This is a genomic window from Streptomyces inusitatus, assembly GCF_014651115.1.
GTDB classification, from domain to species: domain Bacteria; phylum Actinomycetota; class Actinomycetes; order Streptomycetales; family Streptomycetaceae; genus Streptomyces; species Streptomyces amakusaensis.
Genome location: NZ_BMWG01000019.1, coordinates 50,575 through 67,608 on the forward strand (window position 1 = coordinate 50,575; position 17,034 = coordinate 67,608).

Genomic DNA, 17,034 nt, shown 5'->3' on the forward strand with positions numbered 1-17,034 from the left:
GAGGCCGGGCGCCCTCCGGGAAGAAAGCCGGCCAGTGATGCGACAGACCGCATACGCCGGAGATCGCAGCAGGATCACAGTGAAGGAGTTTTGAGTATGCAGATCGACCCAGCGGTGGACCGGGCAATCCTCCGGGCCGTCGGCCACAGCCTCCCGGCGACCCCGCAAGAGCGCGCATCCGTCGCCAGCCTGAATATCAGAAACACCGAAACAGTTTCCCGCCTAGAGCTTTTCCCCTCCCTCCAACGGCTCATCATAACCGGCTGGGATCCGGTCTCGATGCAGCATTTCCGGCTTTGAGGAAAATCAGCGTGCCGCCTGACGGCATCGCAAGAGCTGGAATGGAAGCTCACCGTCCGGCTCCATTCAGCGGGAACGCGGATCTCCTGCTACAGGGATTCACAGGGGCAGGGGTACAGGCTCTGCCGACCTGGCCTCGGTCTGACGGACTCTCCCCAATACGTACACCCGCTCGTCTTCGCCGAAGAAATCCACGCCCTCTTGGCTGGGGATCCTTCAGCAGCACACCACTACTTCGAGAGTCCGCCACGGTTCATCTGATCTGAGACCGTGTCCGAGAGGTACCAGGTCGCGTCGGAAAAGGCCGATCCGTGACCACACCCCGTCCGCACTCCCACGATCTGAAAGCGGTATTCCGTGTCCGATGAGTCCCTTGAACCTCTTGGCACCGCAGTGCTGCTGGTCAATCCGGCCGGTCAGTATCTGCTGCACCTGCGCGACGCCAACAAGCCGTGGATCTGCGACCCTGGGACCTGGAGTGTTCCAGGGGGCAATCGCGAGCCCGGGGAATCGTCGCGGCAGGCCGCCGAGCGCGAACTGCTCGAAGAGACCGGCCTGACCGTCCCGGACCTGGCGCCGTTCACCGTCGTCGACTCCCTCGCGCCCAACGGCCGGACCAAGGGCCGCATCCAGGTCTATCTCGGAGCCTGGGACGGCGACGCCGACGCGCTGCCCGTGACCGAGGGGATCATGTATCGCTGGTTCGACACGGCGACGATGAGGTATCTGACGATGTGTCCGTGGACCAAGTGGGCCATCGATCTTCACCGGGCCCAGCAGCCTGAACCGGTCCCGCAGAGCGTCGCCACTGCGGCGCCCGCCCCGGTGAACCTGACCCGCCCGCACATTGTCGGCGTCCACCTCTATCTGGAGCGGGACGGGCGCGTGCTGCTGGGGCTGCGTCACCCGGACTCGCCGTTCGCCGGGTCGGTCCATCATTTTCTGGCCGGGCATTGCGAGCAGGAGCCGGCGACCGGCGCGATGGTGCGCGAGGCGTGGGAGGAGGCGGGCCTGCGGATCCGGCCCGGGGACCTCGACCTCGTCCACGTCGTGCACTGCCCCGACCAGTTGGGCGGCCTGCCGCGTGTGCAGCTCGTCTACCAGGCCCGTGTCTGGGAGGGAGAGGCGGTGGTCCGTGAACCGGACCGGTGTGTCAGCTGGGACTGGTGGCCCCTGGACGCACTGCCCGAACCGATCGTGCCCTACACCCACGCCGCGATCGAGGGAATCCGAGCCGGCCGCCTCTCGACCGAACTCGGCTGGCCCTGACCACCATCCGACCCCGGCCATCCCTCACTCCCCATTTTCTCCCCAGGCGGTGCATCCATGACTCAGGCCCCTTCACCGGCGAACGCCTCCACTTTGATCCACAACCGTCGAGGGGAGTATCTGCTGCATCTTCGCGACCAGCGGCCCGGCATCTGGGAGCCGGGAGCGTGGTCCCTCCTGGGGGGCGGCCGTGAACCCGGTGACCGGGACCTGGAGGACACTGCCCGCAGGGAACTGCGGGAGGAAGCCGGTCTCGTACTCGGCCGCCTCACACCATTCGCCGTCGAGTACGCCACCGGGACCGACGGCGGCACTGTGCCCATTCAGATCTTCACCGCAGAGTGGGAGGGCGATCCTGACACACTGCCGCTGACCGAGGGGGTGATGCTGAGATGGTTCACCCCGGACGTCATGGACCGGCTGCGTATGAGCGCCACGACGCTCGACCTGGTCCGCCGCCACGCCGCCCGCCCCGGCACACCAGCACCGGGGGCGGTGTCCGGTACTGGCCGGCCCGACGGACGGGAGCCGGAGTCCGCCGTCCGCGAAGTCTGGACCGCCTACGGGGCACATCACCTCCGGCGCGGCACACCGGTCGAGGACGTGGCCCGACTGCGCTGGGGCTACGCGGAGAACGGTCCCGGCGCGGAGGTGCTGGGGGATCTGTCCGGACTGAGGGTGCTCGACCTCGGCTCCGGGACCGGCCGGCACGCGGCCCATCTCGCGCGCCTCGGCGCCCGGGTCGACGCCGTCGAAGCCTCCCCGACCCAGCACGAACGCTCCGCCGCCCACTACGGCGCACTCCCGGGTCTGCGGCTGATCCACGCCGACGCCGTCACCCACCTGAGCGGCGAGAGCGAGCCGTACGACCTCGTCTGCGCCGTCCACGCCCTGTCCTACATCGACCCGCACCGTCTGTTGCCCGCCCTCGCCACGGCGCTCCGCCCGGGCGGGCGGCTGGTGTTCTCCGTCCTCCACACGAACTCCGCCGGGAACCCACCGTCCGAGGAGGTCCGGGCCCGGCCTCAGATCCTCCCGCTGGCCGGCGGCGGCGAACTCACGACGCCCATGTGGGCCCTGACCCCAGCCCGGTGGCAAGCCCTGCTCGCCGAACACGGCCTCGTCACCGACGCCGCCGACGTCCTCACCGCACCGGAAGAGGACGACCCCCTCTCCTGCACCCTCATTCAGGCCCGCCGCCCGGCCCCGGTCACCTCCCGCCCCCGCACCGACCGCCCGCCTGTGGCGCACGCGCCCCTCAGCGTCGGCATCATCCTCAACAGCCCCGAGGGCGTCCTCCTCGGCCGCCACCGAAACGGCACGTACGAACTGCCCGGAGGATCGGTCGAACCAGGCGAATCCCTGACCCGGACGGTGGTCCGCGAGCTCGCTGAGGAAACCGGCATCACCGCCCGCCAGGACGACGTCGTCCTGCTCGGAATGCTCATGGACACCGTCCAGGGCGTTGTACGGATGACGGTCGCCGCCGTGGTGACAGCCTGGGAAGGCCAACCCGCAGACCAGCCCGGCGAACCGGTCGGCGACTGGCGCCGGCACCCTCTCAACGCCCTGCCCGACGGAATCTTCGTCCCCAGCGCCCAGTGCCTCACCCTCTGGAACCCAGGCCTCCCCATCGACCACCCACCGGCCCACCCCTACCCGATGCACAGCCCGCCCGCCCCGCCGAGGGAAGCAGCCAGCCCCACGGCCGTCACCGGGGAGGGCCCGTGATCATCTGGATCAACGGCACCTTCGGCAGCGGCAAAACCACGCTCGCCACCGAGCTGCACCGCGCCCTGCCCGGGTCGGCGATCGCCGACCCGGAAAGCCATCGGCGACCTCCTGCGCACCACCCTCCACGGCCACGCCCACAGCGCCAGGGACTACCAGGACCTACCATCCTGGCGACACCTCACCAGCGTCTTCGTCACCGACCTCGCCCGCCACACCGGCGGCCCGGTCATCGTGCCCATGACCGTCCTCAACCCCGCCTACGCCGCCGAGCTCTTCACACCGCTGCGCCGCACCGGTGCCGGTTTCCGGCATCTTGTCCTCCACGCCGCGCCGGCGGCCCTCATGCAGCGGATCGAGGCGAGCTGGGAGTTTCCCGGTGACCCGGTGCGCAGTGAGGCCGTCCGCGCTCACCACCGCCGGCGTGTGGCCGACTACACCGGGCCGCCGCCGACTGGCTGCACGCGGACGGCCATGTGATCGACACCAGCACTCTCACGCCCGGGCAGACCCTCCAGGACGCCCTTCAAGACCTTCACACCACGACCGGCTGACCCCGGACCCGAACACAGAGCAGACTCATGACCACCACCACGGCACCCGCCACCCGGCCGGATGCCCGGCCCCGCCAACAGGCCGGAACAAGGCCCCCGCCCGAGGCCGCGACAGTCTGTCCGGAGCACGGCCTTGAAGACACCCCCGGGTCGGGGAACGAACCGGCCGGAGCAGCGGTGGTGTTCACCCCGCCGCACCAGCACGACGATCAGATGCGTATGCGGCACGCCCACACGGTCGCGGCGCGAAACCTCAGCGTGAGGCCGGCGGGCCGTGAGTTGTGGGCTGGCAGGGCCGCACGCTCAGTCGCCGGGCCGACTCCTCCTGACTCCGCCTGGTCTGCGCCCCGAAGGAGAAGAGCGGCGGCCGGTTGTGGGAGGGGACCGTCCTGGCCGGCACGCAGGTGCCCCGGCCGGTTTCCCCGGCCCCGACTCCACGACGTGCTGGACTGGACTGCGGACGGCCACGCCTACCGGGCCGAGCCGACCGAATTCATCCCGGTCTCCACCGTGACCACCAGCACTCCGGCGCTCGCCCACGATGTGGAGCTGCCCGGATCCTGGTGGGCGGGTCTGAAGTCTGCGCTCCACGTCCTCGCCCGGGTGCCGACCGATCGCGAGTCCGTATGCCAGGGGTGGATCGACTGCGACTCCCGCCACTTCCTCGACATCGACCCCATCCGGATCACCGCCTGGACCACAGGGTCACACCGACTTGCACTGGGCGAACGTCACCGCCGCGCCTCTTCGTGTCCATGACTGGGAAAACTGGGGCCGTTTGCCGGTCGGGTACGACATCGGTCTCCTCCATGCGTACTCCTTGGCCGTGCCCAGCGTCGCCGCCCGGATCCGCGAGGAGTTCGCCGACGTCCTCGACACCCCGACAGGGCGTGCCGGGGAACTCATCGCACTCGCCCAGCGGACGACCCCCGCGCGGGCGGGGACGACACTTCCTGACCTGGGGTGTTGTCGCGTGATCATGCTGTTTTCGTTTACATGTTTCACGACCGTTCCCGGATTCTGCTGGTGGGTCAGCGTCAAGTGCTGCTGGGCTCTGGTAGCACCGTATTCGTCGGTATGGAGGTTGCGTCGGCGGATGTCTGTACTGACCGCGCGGTGAGTTCTCTCGGTGCGTCGGGGGCTTGCTCGCGTCGGTGATGGCGTTTGTGGGGTTCGGGTTGTGCTTGCACCAGCACCGGTTCTGCCCGGTCCGGTACGCCCGGCGGACCTCCGCCTCAGCTTCGTCCGTACGCCCGAACAGGCCGAGGGCGCTGGCGCGGTACTCCGGCAGGGTCTGCTCGACAGCTTGGAGCGCGGCGAAGGCGAGCACGATGCTGCCGCAGCCGGGTCCGCGTCCAGCTCGCCCGGATCCACCGAGCCCCGGGAGCCCGTGCCGGGTGCGCTCGCTGCCGGCCGCCAGCGACGCCCGGACCTCGACGGCGACGGCGACGGGCACCGGCCCGGCTTCCATGATGGCCACCTCGGTCCGGCACCGGCCACACACCTCGAACAGCCCGGCCGACCCGGCTGTCGAGCCACCCCGCGCGGGCGGGGACGACGCTCCTGCGCCAGGACGCCGCGCTGCGGTAAGAGGAGCCCGCCCGTATGAGCGGTTCAGCCGCCGATGATGTGCAGGGCGGTGATGACGAGGACGTTGCGGCTCACGTAGTAGACGACGAATCCGGCGGCGGTGGCCGCCTTCTGTCTTTCTCACGGCCGCTCTTCGCCGAGGTGGAGCCGTGTCCGTCCTGGTTCCCCGCGAGCTGGGCCATCCCCGCCTCCCAGCAGTCCCGGCCCAGCGCGAGGCCTGCCGCTCGCTGGTACGAGAATCGGGTCGCCACGCTCACGCCGACCGGGCCGTGATCAATCTCAGCGGCACTTCTGTACCTCAACTACTCACACCGGGAAAGGCCAGTGAGTTCAGGGGAACTGAAGGTTTCTCGTTGGGCACCCGGGGGTCTGGTGTCCTGATTCCCGGGTGCGGCCCCTTGGGTTGGTTGTGGCCCCGCACCGGGGGTGCGTGCATCCTGGAATCGCTCTCATGCTTCGTCGCCGTGCATGAGGTGGCCGTCGGTCAGCCGCCAGTAATGCTGGTGGTCGGTCCATCGCCAGGTCTCGTCGGCAGCGATCGCCTGCGTGATCCATTCGTGGAGTTGCGGGAGGGCCTGCGCTCGTAGAACAGCGCGGGTGGCTGCACGTTCAGTGGCATCGACAGGGTGGACGTCAATGCTGAAGCCGACCATGTCCGGATGGATGCCACGGCCGTAGTTGCGGGGGTTCGGAGCAACCCATGCTGCTCCCAGGACGATGGTCCCGCTGTCATGTCCGGTGAGGAATGCCAGGTCCGTGACTCGGCTCATGTAGGGGCCCAGGCACTCGTTGATGTCGGTGGTCGTTAGTGGCCAGGCACGGTGCCGGGGCAGTCTTCGATTTCGTGCAGACATGGCAAGCAGAATGACAGAAGGCCACTGCCGACGCTCGGGCATTTGTTCGGCGGCCTGCTCCAAGCAACGCCCGTGCGGAGTCCGCGCAGTGCATCGCGGTCTTTTCGCCGAACCCGAAGACCTCGGCGAGGTAGAGCGGGTCAGGGCCTTTGGCCATGACCTCTTCGAGCTGCCAGCCGAAGAGAAGTCTCTCCAGGCTTGCGCCCTGCCCCCGCATCGGAGCACTGATCCAGCGATTGCTCGCCCGGCTCGTCGTATTGGCGGCCTGGTTGTTGATCAGCAGGTGGAGGTTCTCGGTGGCCGGCCACCGGCTGCGCCGGTGGTCCAGCCAGTCCAGCAGCAGTTGCAAGGTGAGATCGTCGAGTGGACGGGCGCGTCCGGCGATGGACAGCCGGCGGTTGCCGAGGCCGACCTCGTCGAGTATGAGGGTGGTGATCTGCCCGACCCGGGCGGCGTGCACCGCCGCGAGGGCGAGGATGAGCCGCGTTGCCGGGGCGGACGGCGAGGCTGCGGATCTCATCGACACCAGTCGCGAACGACCCCCGCGCGGGCGGACCCGGACCCGGAACCGGCCCCCTCCCCCCGGCGCGAGCGACCCCGCGCGGGCGGGGCGGACCCTTCGTGACCTGGGGTGTTGTCACGTGATCATGCTGTTTTCGTTTACCTGCTCCAGGACAGCTCCCGGGTGCTGCTGCGGTGTTGTCGACGCTGGCCACCACCGTAGACGACGTCGGTGCGGTGCTTGACCTGGAGGGTGATCCGCTCCAGCGGGTTCGTCGATTGAATCTCGATCACAACCTTGCGCAGCCCCCAAGCCCCCAAGCCCCCGGGCCGTCTGGTCGGGCGGCCCCAGGGGCCTGGGCGTAGTGGTGGTTGAGCAGGCGATCGACCTGGGGCGGGGCTGGGCTAACGGGGGCTGAGCAGGCAGAACTCGTTGCCCTCCGGGTCGGTCAGGATCCGCCACGAGATGGCGGACTGGTCGATGCCCGGGTCGGAGGCGCCCAGAGCGCGCAGCCTGGCCTCCTCGGCTGCCGGGTTGTCACCGCGGTAGGGGCTGATGTCCAGGTGGACGCGGTTCCACCCGCTCTTGGTGTCGGGGGTGCGGACGAACTCCAGGTAGGGGCCGACGCCGTGGGCGGAACGCATGGTCGCGTGGTCGTCGGCGGCCTCGTGCACTGTCCAGTCCATTGCCTCGCCCCAGAACCGGGCCATCGCCCGCGGGTCGGTGCAGTCGACCACCACTGCGGCGATCGGCCCGGTGTCCCGGTAGATCTCCCGGGGCTCCAGGACACAGAACTCGTTGCCCTCCGGGTCGGCCATGACTGTCCAGGGGACGTCGGCGTGCCCCACGTCGGCGATTGTCGCGCCGAGGTCCTTCAGGCGTGCGACCAGCTCCGCCTGATGGGCCGTCGAGGTGGTGGCCAGGTCGAGGTGCACCCGGTTCTTCACCGTCTTGGGTTCTGGGCGGGCGATGAGGTCGATGCAGACAGCCGCGGGGTCGGGGTAGGCGAAGCCGACCGGTTCGAGGTTGGTCACGCCGGGGCCCTCGCTGTCGACACCCCAACCGAGTGCCTCCGCCCAGAACCGGCCGAGCGCGGCGTTGTCCTGGGCCTTCATGTTGATCTGCACGAGTCGTGTTGCCATGCCGCAGATCCTAGATTCGGAGTCGGCCGGTTTCAGTGGAGTTCCAGGGCGTCGAGTCACCGCTCCGCGCACTGTTGCCGCCGGCTCGGTCGCCCCCTGCACGGGTGAACGCCGGCCGCCGCTGCCGCGCGGAGAGCGACCCCCACGCGGGCGGGGCGGATACTTCGTGACCTGGGGTGTTGTCGCGTGATCATACTGTTTTCCTTTACATGCTTCACGACCGTTCCCAGAGTCTGCTGGTGTGTCAGCGTCCCGTGGCATCGGGCTCTGGCAGCACCGTATCCGTCAGTATGACGGTCACGCCGACGGCTGCCTGTACTTACCGTGCGGTGCGTTCCCTCGCCTCGTCGGCGGCCTTGCTCGCTGCCGTGATGGCGTCCGTACCGTTCGGGTTGTCCTTGCACCAGAGCCGGTTCCGCTCGGTCCGGTACGCCCGGCGTGCCGCTGTCTCGGCTCCCTCGGTACGCCCGAGTCGGCAGAGGGCGCTGCCACGGTACCCCGGCAGCGCCCGCTCGACCGGGTCCACCGAGCTCCGGGAGCTCGTACCGGGTGCGCGCTGTCGGTCGGCAGCGACGTCCGGACCTCGGCGGCGACAGCCACCAGCCCGGCTTCCTCGATCGCCACCGGCGACACACCTCGCCCACCCCGGCCTGGCCGGGCTGGCCGAGCGACCCCCGCGCGGGTGGGGCGGACGTGGCCTCTCGCGCGCCGAAGCCCCCGACTTTTGCGGTCGGGGGTCTTCCGTATGTCCGGGCCCGCTACAGGAGTCGGCTCCGTGCCGACTGGGGCGCGGCTCCCGCTCGCCGGCCGCGCGCCCGGCGGGCAGGGCGGGGAACGCGTCGTTCACCATCCAGTCCAGCTGCGCGGCGGGCGAACTTCGCCAGGACCTCCGGCGGCAGCCCGGACGCCGCCACGCTCACCGCCACTGCGGACCGGCAGCCCGGGGCCCCGCAATGCACCGGACTCGCCGTGACCCCAGGGGACGACGGGTAGGTCATCGACTCGGGCGGCAGATACTGGGCGGCGCAGCCGAGGCAGATGTAGATGGTGCGCATCAGGGGCGCTCCTAGACCTTGGTTCCGGACCCGGAGCAGCTGCTGCATGCGCCGGTGAAGCGGGTGACGACGTGTGTCTGTGTGCCGTCCGAGTCGGTCTCCACCGTGTGCTTCTCGTGCTCGGTGAGCCCGGTACCGCCACAGGCCATGCACTGGACGGGCTAGGAGTCGTCACTCATCCATCCAGGATGACGGAGGATCCCCGGCCGAGGGTGGGATTCACCAGACCTTCGCCGGCGAAGTGGCGGCTATCGTCCGGCCATGAGCACCTGGACCGACATAGCCACCACCAGCAGCCCGTCCTGCGTGAATTCCGTTGCAAGCCCGACCCGTCAGGGGAACGCACCGCACGGCTGGGGCGGACGCACTGGGCGACCAAGGTGAGGTCGCCTACCTCGAACGCCCCCCGCGCGGGCGGGGCGGACCCATAGATCCCGAACCTACCTGCCGTCGTGCCGTTGTGACAGCACGACGGCACCTCGTGATCGCTACGGGCAGCGGTGGGATCCGGCCCGGTCGTGAAGGCCGGTCACCGAGCAGACTGGGCCGGCCCCCGCCGCCACCGCCAGGTGATCCCCGGGTCCGGACAGCGGCTGAGCGCGTCGCCGACGGCGCGTGAGTGGAACCCACCACCGCCCCCGTCGGGCCGGTCCGGCCGACGGCCCGACGTCGGCTCGGACCCGGCGGGGCACCGGCCACGATCCCGCGCCCCCGCCCGGCCCCGAGCACTCTCCGTAGCGGCGAGGCGAGCGCCACGCCAGCCTGGGCCCCGGACGGGCCGGAGGAGAGACCACCTCGCCTCGCCGCTACACAACGTCACCGGGTGGCGATCAGGGCGACGACCGCGACCAGGACCGTGAGCACGGCGGCGGCCGCCGTCACCGGCACACCGAGCGGCGGGTGACGGTGCACCAGGTAGGCGATCCCGGCACCGACGAGCAGCACCACCAGGACGAGCAGCAGCACGACGAGCAGCACGAGCGTGGACATGAGAGTCCCCCAGAGGGTCAGGGCGTGCCGGACCGGCACGCGACGAGCGGAGAGTGGAGCACCCCTACACTGCTTGCGTCTCGGGCACCGGGCCGGACAGCAACGCGGGGTGTGATCCGCACAGTGACGGATGCGGGGGTTAGCCGCGCCCCCCGATGATCAACGCCCGCCGGACGGGACGCCCCGCCTCACGGGCAGACTTTGGGGCACACTTCCCTGCCCGAACAGGAAGATGGCCCGGATACCGGCATGCCAGACGGCCTGTATGGGGTGCCTCCCTGAATGGGTTCCCGACCTGCGTGTATGGGGTGTCTGGGATCAGGCAGGCCCCGGGGTTGCCCCATGGGGCAACCCCTACACGGACTCCACCTCCAACACCCCAGACACCGTGCTCCCGGCGCGCGCTCCGCTGGCGGCCCGGCCACAACCACCACGACGGCCATGAGCACGACGACGGCCCCGGGCACAGATCACCCGGCGGCAGATCCGGCAACAGCGCGCGCAGCCCGCGCGGGGTGAGGTCGGAGCGGAATCCGGGTGATCGCGGTAAACCTGGCCCCGCACCCCGGCCGTGGTGGCTCGAGCGGGAGACGACGGTCGTGTGGGCGGGGACGACGTCCAGCGCTAGGGCCTGGACGGGATGATCGGCGAACGGCCCCGCGCGGGCGAGGCAGACTCCGGGACGTTCCTCACCATCGGGACCGGCACCGGACGACCCCCGCGCGGACATGGCGTCCTGCATCCCGCCGGACTCGAAGGACGGGCGACCCCCGCGCGGGCGGGGCAGACGCTTCGCGACCTGGGGTGTTGTCGCGTGATCATGCTGTTTTCCTTTACATGCTTCACGACGGTTCCCAGGTTCTGCTGGTGGGTCAGCGTAATGTGGCACCGGGCTCTGGCAGCACCGTATCCGTCGGTATGGCGGTCGCGTCGGCGGATGCCTGTACTCACCGCGCGTTGCTTTTCCTTGGTGCGGCAGGGCGCTGGACCTCCGCCTCAGCTTCTTCCGTACGTCCGAGCACGCTGGCGCGGCACTCCAACAGTGGCTGCTCGACCGCCTGGAGCCCGGCGAAGGCGATCACGAATACTGCCGCGGCCTGTCTGCGGCCTGTCCGCGTCCAGCTCGCACGGGTCCACCGAGCCCCGGGAGCCCGTGCCTGGTGCGCTCGATGCCGGCCGCCAGCGATGTCCGGACCTCGGCGGCGACGGTCACCAGCCCGGCCTCAAACGCTCCCCGCGCGGGCGGGGCGGACTCTTCGCCGGACCGGCAGCCGGGGACCAGTAACCGCTCGGAGTTTTGAGTGTTCACCATGGCCGAGCACCGTACCGGCACCAGCCATCGGACGGGGCTGATGCCCGTCGCCGCGCTGTCCGGCATCGAGCCGAGGGTCGGCTCGATGCCGGTCGAAACGACCCCGCGCGGGCGGGTGGATGTGGGTCGGATTGTTCCGTGGGTTCATGGCGCGGGCCAGGTGCCCAGTGCTCGGGCCAGTCGGTCGCTCTGGTCGCGGGTGATGCCTTGGGCGAGGTGGATTCCGAAGCGGGGGCTGCCGGGCTCGTCGCAGTGCAGGATGCCGGGGAAGGGGACCCGGCTGCCGGAGAGCGGGGAGGCGGCGGGCGTCTCCCACGAGGCCGGCTCCCACAGAGGGTGGTCACGGAGGAGGGCTTGCGCCAGCCGCGGCGCTTCGCCGACTGCGGCGCCCACCCGGATGAGCGCGCCGCCCAGCAGGTCGGGGAGCCTCGCCGGGCAGGTCGGCGTCGCCGAGTGCGGGCAGCAGGAGCAGCAGGCGGGCGTACGGTGCTTGAACGCCGGGGGCGTGCGGGTCGGGGGTGTTGGCGATGTGGGTGAGTTCGCGCCAGGACAGCCCGGGGCCGGCCTGGTGCCCGTCGATGGTGGCCAAGTATCCGTTCCGGTCCCATGCGGGGTGGGAGACGAAGTACTCCGTTCCCGCGTCGTCGGCGTGGTTGCATGCCAGGACGACCGCGGTGTGGCCGTCGCTGAAAGGTATCCGGAAGACCGGCCACCGTCCCTCGTCGTTCAGGGCCTCGTATGCCGCGTCCGTGTCGGCCTCGTCGGCGCCGAACCACTCCGGCTCCGGATCCTCCTCACCGGTCCGGCACAGCCACAGCAGGTAGGCGGCCCAGAACCCTGGAAGGACCAGGAGTTCTTCCCCGGCGACAAGCGGGGCCTTCTCGAATCCGTCGATCAGCACCGGCCCAGACTGCCAGCCACGTCCGGCAGGGCCCACACCACCCTGGAGACGCTCCTGTTTCTCAGCAACACCCTGACGGCTGGCCTGGTCCCGGAACGGTGGCTGGGCTGCCGGGCCCGGCTTGCCCCAACCCGGGGCCGCGCAGAACATGACCGCTGACACGGGCGGGCCGGGTCGACGCGGTGCCAGCGGGGTGGAAGGGCACATTTTCACTGGGACTTGTCCGGGCGATCATGTTGCTGGTTAGGGTGCGGGCATGGCCAGGACGAGCGTGAGTAACGAGACCAGCGGCGTGGTCTGCCTGTGGGTTGAGCCGTGGGGAACTGATCACTGGATGCGTCCGGGTGAGGAGTTCACGGTGGCGACCGAGGCGGAGCCGGAGCAGTCGCCGTTCAATGTGGTCGTGCATGACCAGGGCATCACGGTGTGGGTGAACGCGGGTCATGATGCGGAGGTCTTCGACAAGAACGGCGGCTTGGTGCCGTGCGGGCATCAGCGGCCCGCCGAGGGCGGTAGCTGAGCTGCGTCTGATCGTCAGGTCCGGAGCCAGATGGCGAGGGCCGCTGCGGTAGGGGTGCCGAGGAACACGTAGCCGCGCTTGTTGTAGTGAGTGGCGACCGCCCGGAGCTGTTTCATGCGGCTGATCGCCCGCTCGACGGTGTTGCGCTTCTTGTAGCGGTCCTCGTCGAAGCCGGGTGGCCGTCCACTGCGCGGGCGGGGCGGATGGACCAGGTGGTGTGCTTCCGGCGGCGGCAGGATTGCCGACCAAGATCAGGCTGCCGTCTCGGCACGTCGGCTGGGTTCAGTAGAGCTGGACTCGGGTCCGGACGCAGTGGGGCACGTCGGCGACGATGACGTACTCGGCAACGCCGAGGGATCCGTCCGGTCCGAGCGGGACACGGTGCTGCTGGGGCCACCTCGCCGAGGCGGTACTGCCCGGCACGTAGCCCTTGGTCTCGTTGATCTGGACAGTTACCGCGATGATCGCCCCGAACACGTCGGCGGGCAGTGCAAGGTCGGCCAGCAAGGCATCGACTTCGGCGGACAGCAGGCAGGGCCAGCCCTCCGGCTCCGGGTTGTACGGCTCACTCAACCGGGTCGGCCCGCCGCCAGCCGGCGCTCTATGACCTCGGTGACCGTGGTGGTCGGCAGGTCCCGTTCAGCACGGCCTCGGTCAGGCGGTCACCGCTCGGGTCGGTGTCGAGCATCGCCTCGCACCACCAGCGGCGCAGTGCTGCGCCGGCGTTCTCGGGCGCGGCCGCCGGGAGCTCACGCCGGAGTGGGGAGCACGGTCAACGAGTTCGCCCACGGACACGGCATCCGCTGCTGCCGCTACCGAAGGCAGGGAAGGGCCCACATCCAGCACGTCCTGCCCGGACGAGTCGCTCTACGAGGCTGCTGGCTTCCTCAACGCGATCGCGATCACGTTGAGGAAGGTGTACACCCCGACTCGGGAAGTCCAGGGCCTGGCGGTCGCCCGGTGCCCTCGGCAGATGGGGAAGGCTCTGGACGGGGTGCGGGCCGCGCTTGACCTGGTGTGCGCGGACCTCGCGGCCTGTGACGACGAGGGGGCCGTTGGTGCGTTCGCGCCCATCCTGGCGCTCTTGGGCACCCTGAAGACCGGTGCGTGCCCCGGGGCGGCCGCCGACGAGGTCGCCGCGGCGATCCCGGGCAGACCTCGAGGTGGCCCGCACTACCGCCACGCTGGCGGCGTACGGCTCACCCGGTGGCCCCTGCGGCCGGCCGCAGGGCACCGCTGGTTCGCGTCACGCCCACCACCACACGACGAGCCCACACGGTTTGGCCACACGCAGCATGTCCGGCCGGGTGCCACTGCGGCCCGGTGCCTCGCCGCGGACCGGGGGAACGTCAGGCGGAGAGGCTGGTCGAGCCGACTCGGCCGCCGGGGCCGGACTGGACCCTCAGGGCCCGGAGGAGATGCTGGGCTTCTTCCCCGTGCCGCGGATGTGCTGATCCGGGTGGGCAGGGCCTGTTGTCAGTGGCGGGTGCCACCATCAGTCGTATGACCTCGACGGACAAGACAGCACCCGAATCTCCTTTCGACTGGCGGGAGTTCCTCACCCTGTGGAGCGGTGAGTGGGCGGATGCGCAGGCCCCTGCCGAGGAGGATGAGGCGCAGTCGGAGCTGATAGCGGCGCGGTGGCTCGGCTGTCCGGGGGCGTCGGACGCGGACATCGCCGCTCTGGAGCAGCGGATCGGGTACCGACTGCCGCCGTCGCTCGGCACGTTCCTGCGGATCAGCGACGGCTGGCGGCCGGCGGACCACCCCGTCTACCGGCTGGCCGGGACCCGGGACATTCATCCCCACGAGGACGAGTGGGACCTCGCCGAGGTCTTCGGGGAGCACCTGGACGAGGACGCGTCGCCGCAGAGGCTGCTGGAGGCCGGGATGTGGCAGCGGGCGTTCGGTCTGCACGCGGAGACGGACATGACGCTGGTCCTGATCGATCCGCTGGACCGGGGCGCGGACGGCGAGTGGGCGGTGTACGAGTACGCGTCGTGGCGTGCCGCGCCGCCTGACCGCTATCCGTCCTTCCGCCACTACATGGAGCATCTGTACCGGTCCTTTCACAGCTCGGCGGCTTATGACGCCGCTCATGGCGAAGGGCCGCCGTTCGCCAACGACACGACGCGGGCGCAGGACGCCGTGGTGGAGCGGGCCTGGCGAGCGGCGCTGAGCGGGGAGTACAAGCAGGCGATGGCCCTGCTGCGCGGGGCCGAGGAGTACGGCAGGCCCAGGGCCGGGCTGCTGCGGGCGCAGTTGAACTGCCTTCTCTCGGCGCACGCACCGGGTCTCTCGGCCGATTCTCTCGCGCTCGACCCGGTCTACGCCTCTGATCTGCTGCCGGTGGCGGCGGTGGGCTTCGCCGCCGGCGACCGGCACTACGGCCACGCCGGCCGGTCGTGGGATCTGCTCGCCCGCTGCACGACGCCCGAGGAGGTGGAGAGGGCGGAGAAGGCGCTGCGGGCCGTGCGGGAGGGGACGTACCGCTTCACGGCCGACGGGCCGCTCGGAGAGGCGGCCGGTGAGGCGCGGGCGTTGGCCCGCTGGGGCCGGTGGAACGAGGCGTGGCGGCTTCTGTGGGCCGCACTCCCCCACTGGCGGCCGCTGGGCCCCGACCATCTGGCGCCGCTGGGACTGCTCGCGGATCCGGCACTGGGTCCGGTGATCACCCCGGAGCGGGCGCGGCTGCTGCTGGCCCTGCCCCGGGGCGAGTTCGCACGCCCGGAGCGGGAATGGCCCGGCACGACCCCGGGGGACGATCCGGCGGGTCTGTCCTGGCTGGAGGACGAGGTGCCGGACCGGCTCCGCCAGGGCTATCGGGCCGTATTCGTCGCGGACCCCGATCCCGCGGGCCTGCCGGCCCGCCTGAAGGACCCGGACGGGGGCGGCCCCGGACCCGGCGGCCGGCCGCAGCGGGAAGCGACGCCCGGGCCGGACGGGCTGTATCCACCCCTCAGCCAGTGGGACGCTCACTACCTGCTGGGTCTGGCGCTCGGCAGTACGTCGTACGACGACCGCGCCCTGGCCCGGATCGGGCAGGCTGCCCCCGGGTGGAGCTTCGCCTTCGACGGTGCCCCAGCAGGCTTCGACGAGGAGCGTTTCGTCTCCCCGGCCGCCGCCGCGTCACAGGGGACCAGGGCGGTGGTCGTCTGGCACAGCGTCGACACCTTCGACCGGACCCGGACCCGTTTCCACCTCTCCGCCGGGGTCGGCGGAGAGGAGGTGTGCGCGTTCTCCGTGACGGCCGGGGACATCGAGCCCCACTGGACCGGGGAGATACCGCCGTGGCTGACGCTCGACGGCTTCCCGGCAACGGCCGGGCAGTGGCGGGGCGACGAGAACCTCCGGAAAGAAACAGACACCCCCAATACCCCGGCCCGGGGGCTGCCGGGGACCAAGAGCGCACTGAGAGCCCTGGAGCGGGCCCTGGGACTGACCCTGCCACGCACCGCCCTGCTGGAAGGCCCGCTGCACGGCTTCGTCACCCGTTCATGGATCCGCCCGCCCGGACCTGGCGAATCGTATGCGACCTTCGTCTACGGCTCTTCCAGCGGACCGGACACCGATGAGGACACGTGAGCGCGGCGGCTCCTGCTCGCGGGTGTTCTTCCCGGCCCACCCGGCTGCGACATGACTCATTCTCGAGATGTCCTCGTCGACGCACCAGCCGGGGACTACCCCCGCGCGGGCGGGGCGGACACTTCGTGACCTGGGGCGTTGTCCCGTGATCATGCTGTTTTCCTTTACATGCTTCACGACCATCCCAGAATCCGTTGGTGTGTCAGCGCCGGTGGTGCCGGGCTCTGGTAGCACGGTATCCGCCGGTATGAAGGTTGTGCTGGTGGATGTCTGCACTCACCGCGCGATGCGCTCCCTATCTGCGTCGGCGGCCTTGCTCACGGTGCCGATGGTGTCCGCGCGGTTCGGGTTGTGCTGGTACCGGAGTCGGGTTCTGCCCGGTCCGGTATGCCCGATGGGTCTCCGTCTCGGCTTCCTCGGTCCGCCCGAGCCGACCCAGCGCGCTGGTGCGGTACTTCGGCAGCGGGACCTCCACTGCCTGGAGCTCGGCGAAGGCGAGCGCCGACGCCGCTTCGGCCGGGTCAGCGTCCAGCTCGCCCTGCTCCACCGAGCCCCGGGATCTCGTGCCGGGTGCGCTCGCTGCCAGCCGTCAGCGGCGTCCGGACCTCCACGGCGACAGGCACCGGCCCGGCTTCCGCGATGGCCGTCTCGGTCCGGCACCGGCCACACACCTCGAACAGCCCGAGGTCACTACCCCGCGCTGAACGGATCGGGGCCGCTCCCGCCCTA

The 17,034-nt window shown here is 70.4% G+C and carries 16 protein-coding genes; 7 read left to right on the top strand and 9 right to left on the bottom strand.

Features of this window, described 5'->3' with window-relative positions; translation table 11 throughout:
• Positions 1 to 96: 96 nt before the first annotated feature.
• The 5 genes from IE247_RS24660 to IE247_RS24680 all read left to right on the top strand — a co-directional run bounded on the left by IE247_RS24660 (position 97) and on the right by IE247_RS24680 (position 4,613).
• Positions 97 to 300, top strand: a complete 204-nt coding sequence (locus IE247_RS24660; protein WP_190125458.1) for a hypothetical protein — start codon at positions 97 to 99, stop codon at positions 298 to 300.
• 357 nt (positions 301 to 657) lie between these two features.
• Positions 658 to 1,569 carry an NUDIX hydrolase gene (locus tag IE247_RS24665; RefSeq protein WP_190125459.1) on the top strand — a complete coding sequence of 304 codons (912 nt, stop codon included), beginning with the start codon at positions 658 to 660 and terminating at the stop codon, positions 1,567 to 1,569.
• Between the two features lie 57 nt (positions 1,570 to 1,626).
• Positions 1,627 to 3,300, top strand: a complete 1,674-nt coding sequence (locus tag IE247_RS24670) for an NUDIX domain-containing protein (protein WP_229869329.1) — start codon at positions 1,627 to 1,629, stop codon at positions 3,298 to 3,300.
• A gap of 240 nt (positions 3,301 to 3,540) precedes the next feature.
• Positions 3,541 to 3,780 (top strand): hypothetical protein, encoded by a 240-nt coding sequence (locus IE247_RS34485; RefSeq protein ID WP_229869330.1) that lies wholly within the window; start codon positions 3,541 to 3,543, stop codon positions 3,778 to 3,780.
• A 515-nt stretch (positions 3,781 to 4,295) separates the two neighbouring features.
• On the top strand, positions 4,296 to 4,613 hold the full coding sequence (locus IE247_RS24680; RefSeq protein WP_190125460.1) for a hypothetical protein: 318 nt from the start codon (positions 4,296 to 4,298) through the stop codon (positions 4,611 to 4,613).
• Between the two features lie 1,280 nt (positions 4,614 to 5,893).
• Here IE247_RS24680 and IE247_RS24685 read toward each other — a convergent pair.
• From IE247_RS24685 to IE247_RS24710, 8 genes are all read right to left on the bottom strand, one after another.
• Positions 5,894 to 6,214, bottom strand: a complete 321-nt coding sequence (locus IE247_RS24685) for a hypothetical protein (protein ID WP_229869331.1) — start codon at positions 6,212 to 6,214, stop codon at positions 5,894 to 5,896.
• The gene (locus tag IE247_RS34490; protein WP_229869332.1) at positions 6,174 to 6,818 is read right to left on the bottom strand and encodes a hypothetical protein; all 645 of its coding nucleotides are present in this window, start codon (positions 6,816 to 6,818) and stop codon (positions 6,174 to 6,176) included. The genes IE247_RS24685 and IE247_RS34490 overlap by 41 nt, the downstream gene beginning before the upstream one ends.
• Before the next feature lie 140 nt (positions 6,819 to 6,958).
• Positions 6,959 to 7,093 (bottom strand): hypothetical protein, encoded by a 135-nt coding sequence (locus IE247_RS34810; protein WP_268247238.1) that lies wholly within the window; start codon positions 7,091 to 7,093, stop codon positions 6,959 to 6,961.
• Positions 7,094 to 7,204: 111 nt separating this feature from the next.
• Entirely contained in the window at positions 7,205 to 7,942 is a 738-nt protein-coding gene (locus IE247_RS24690; RefSeq protein ID WP_190125461.1) for a VOC family protein, read from the bottom strand.
• 319 nt (positions 7,943 to 8,261) lie between these two features.
• Entirely contained in the window at positions 8,262 to 8,468 is a 207-nt protein-coding gene (locus tag IE247_RS24695; RefSeq protein WP_190125462.1) for a hypothetical protein, read from the bottom strand.
• 540 nt (positions 8,469 to 9,008) lie between these two features.
• On the bottom strand, positions 9,009 to 9,146 hold the full coding sequence (locus IE247_RS24700; RefSeq protein ID WP_190125463.1) for a hypothetical protein: 138 nt from the start codon (positions 9,144 to 9,146) through the stop codon (positions 9,009 to 9,011).
• Between the two features lie 667 nt (positions 9,147 to 9,813).
• Positions 9,814 to 9,987 carry a hypothetical protein gene (locus IE247_RS24705; RefSeq protein WP_190125464.1) on the bottom strand — a complete coding sequence of 58 codons (174 nt, stop codon included), beginning with the start codon at positions 9,985 to 9,987 and terminating at the stop codon, positions 9,814 to 9,816.
• 1,652 nt (positions 9,988 to 11,639) lie between these two features.
• Complete coding sequence (locus tag IE247_RS24710) at positions 11,640 to 12,200, bottom strand: hypothetical protein (RefSeq protein ID WP_229869333.1); 561 nt, start codon at positions 12,198 to 12,200, stop codon at positions 11,640 to 11,642.
• 256 nt (positions 12,201 to 12,456) lie between these two features.
• Between IE247_RS24710 and IE247_RS24715 the strand changes: the two genes are divergently transcribed.
• Positions 12,457 to 12,720: a hypothetical protein gene (locus IE247_RS24715; protein WP_190125465.1), complete on the top strand. Its 264-nt coding sequence runs from the start codon at positions 12,457 to 12,459 to the stop codon at positions 12,718 to 12,720.
• A gap of 282 nt (positions 12,721 to 13,002) precedes the next feature.
• Here the strand turns inward: IE247_RS24715 and IE247_RS24725 are convergent, their stop codons facing one another.
• Positions 13,003 to 13,293 (bottom strand): hypothetical protein, encoded by a 291-nt coding sequence (locus IE247_RS24725; RefSeq protein WP_190125466.1) that lies wholly within the window; start codon positions 13,291 to 13,293, stop codon positions 13,003 to 13,005.
• Between the two features lie 930 nt (positions 13,294 to 14,223).
• Between IE247_RS24725 and IE247_RS24730 the strand changes: the two genes are divergently transcribed.
• Positions 14,224 to 16,305, top strand: a complete 2,082-nt coding sequence (locus tag IE247_RS24730) for an SMI1/KNR4 family protein (RefSeq protein WP_190125467.1) — start codon at positions 14,224 to 14,226, stop codon at positions 16,303 to 16,305.
• Positions 16,306 to 17,034: the final 729 nt, after the last annotated feature.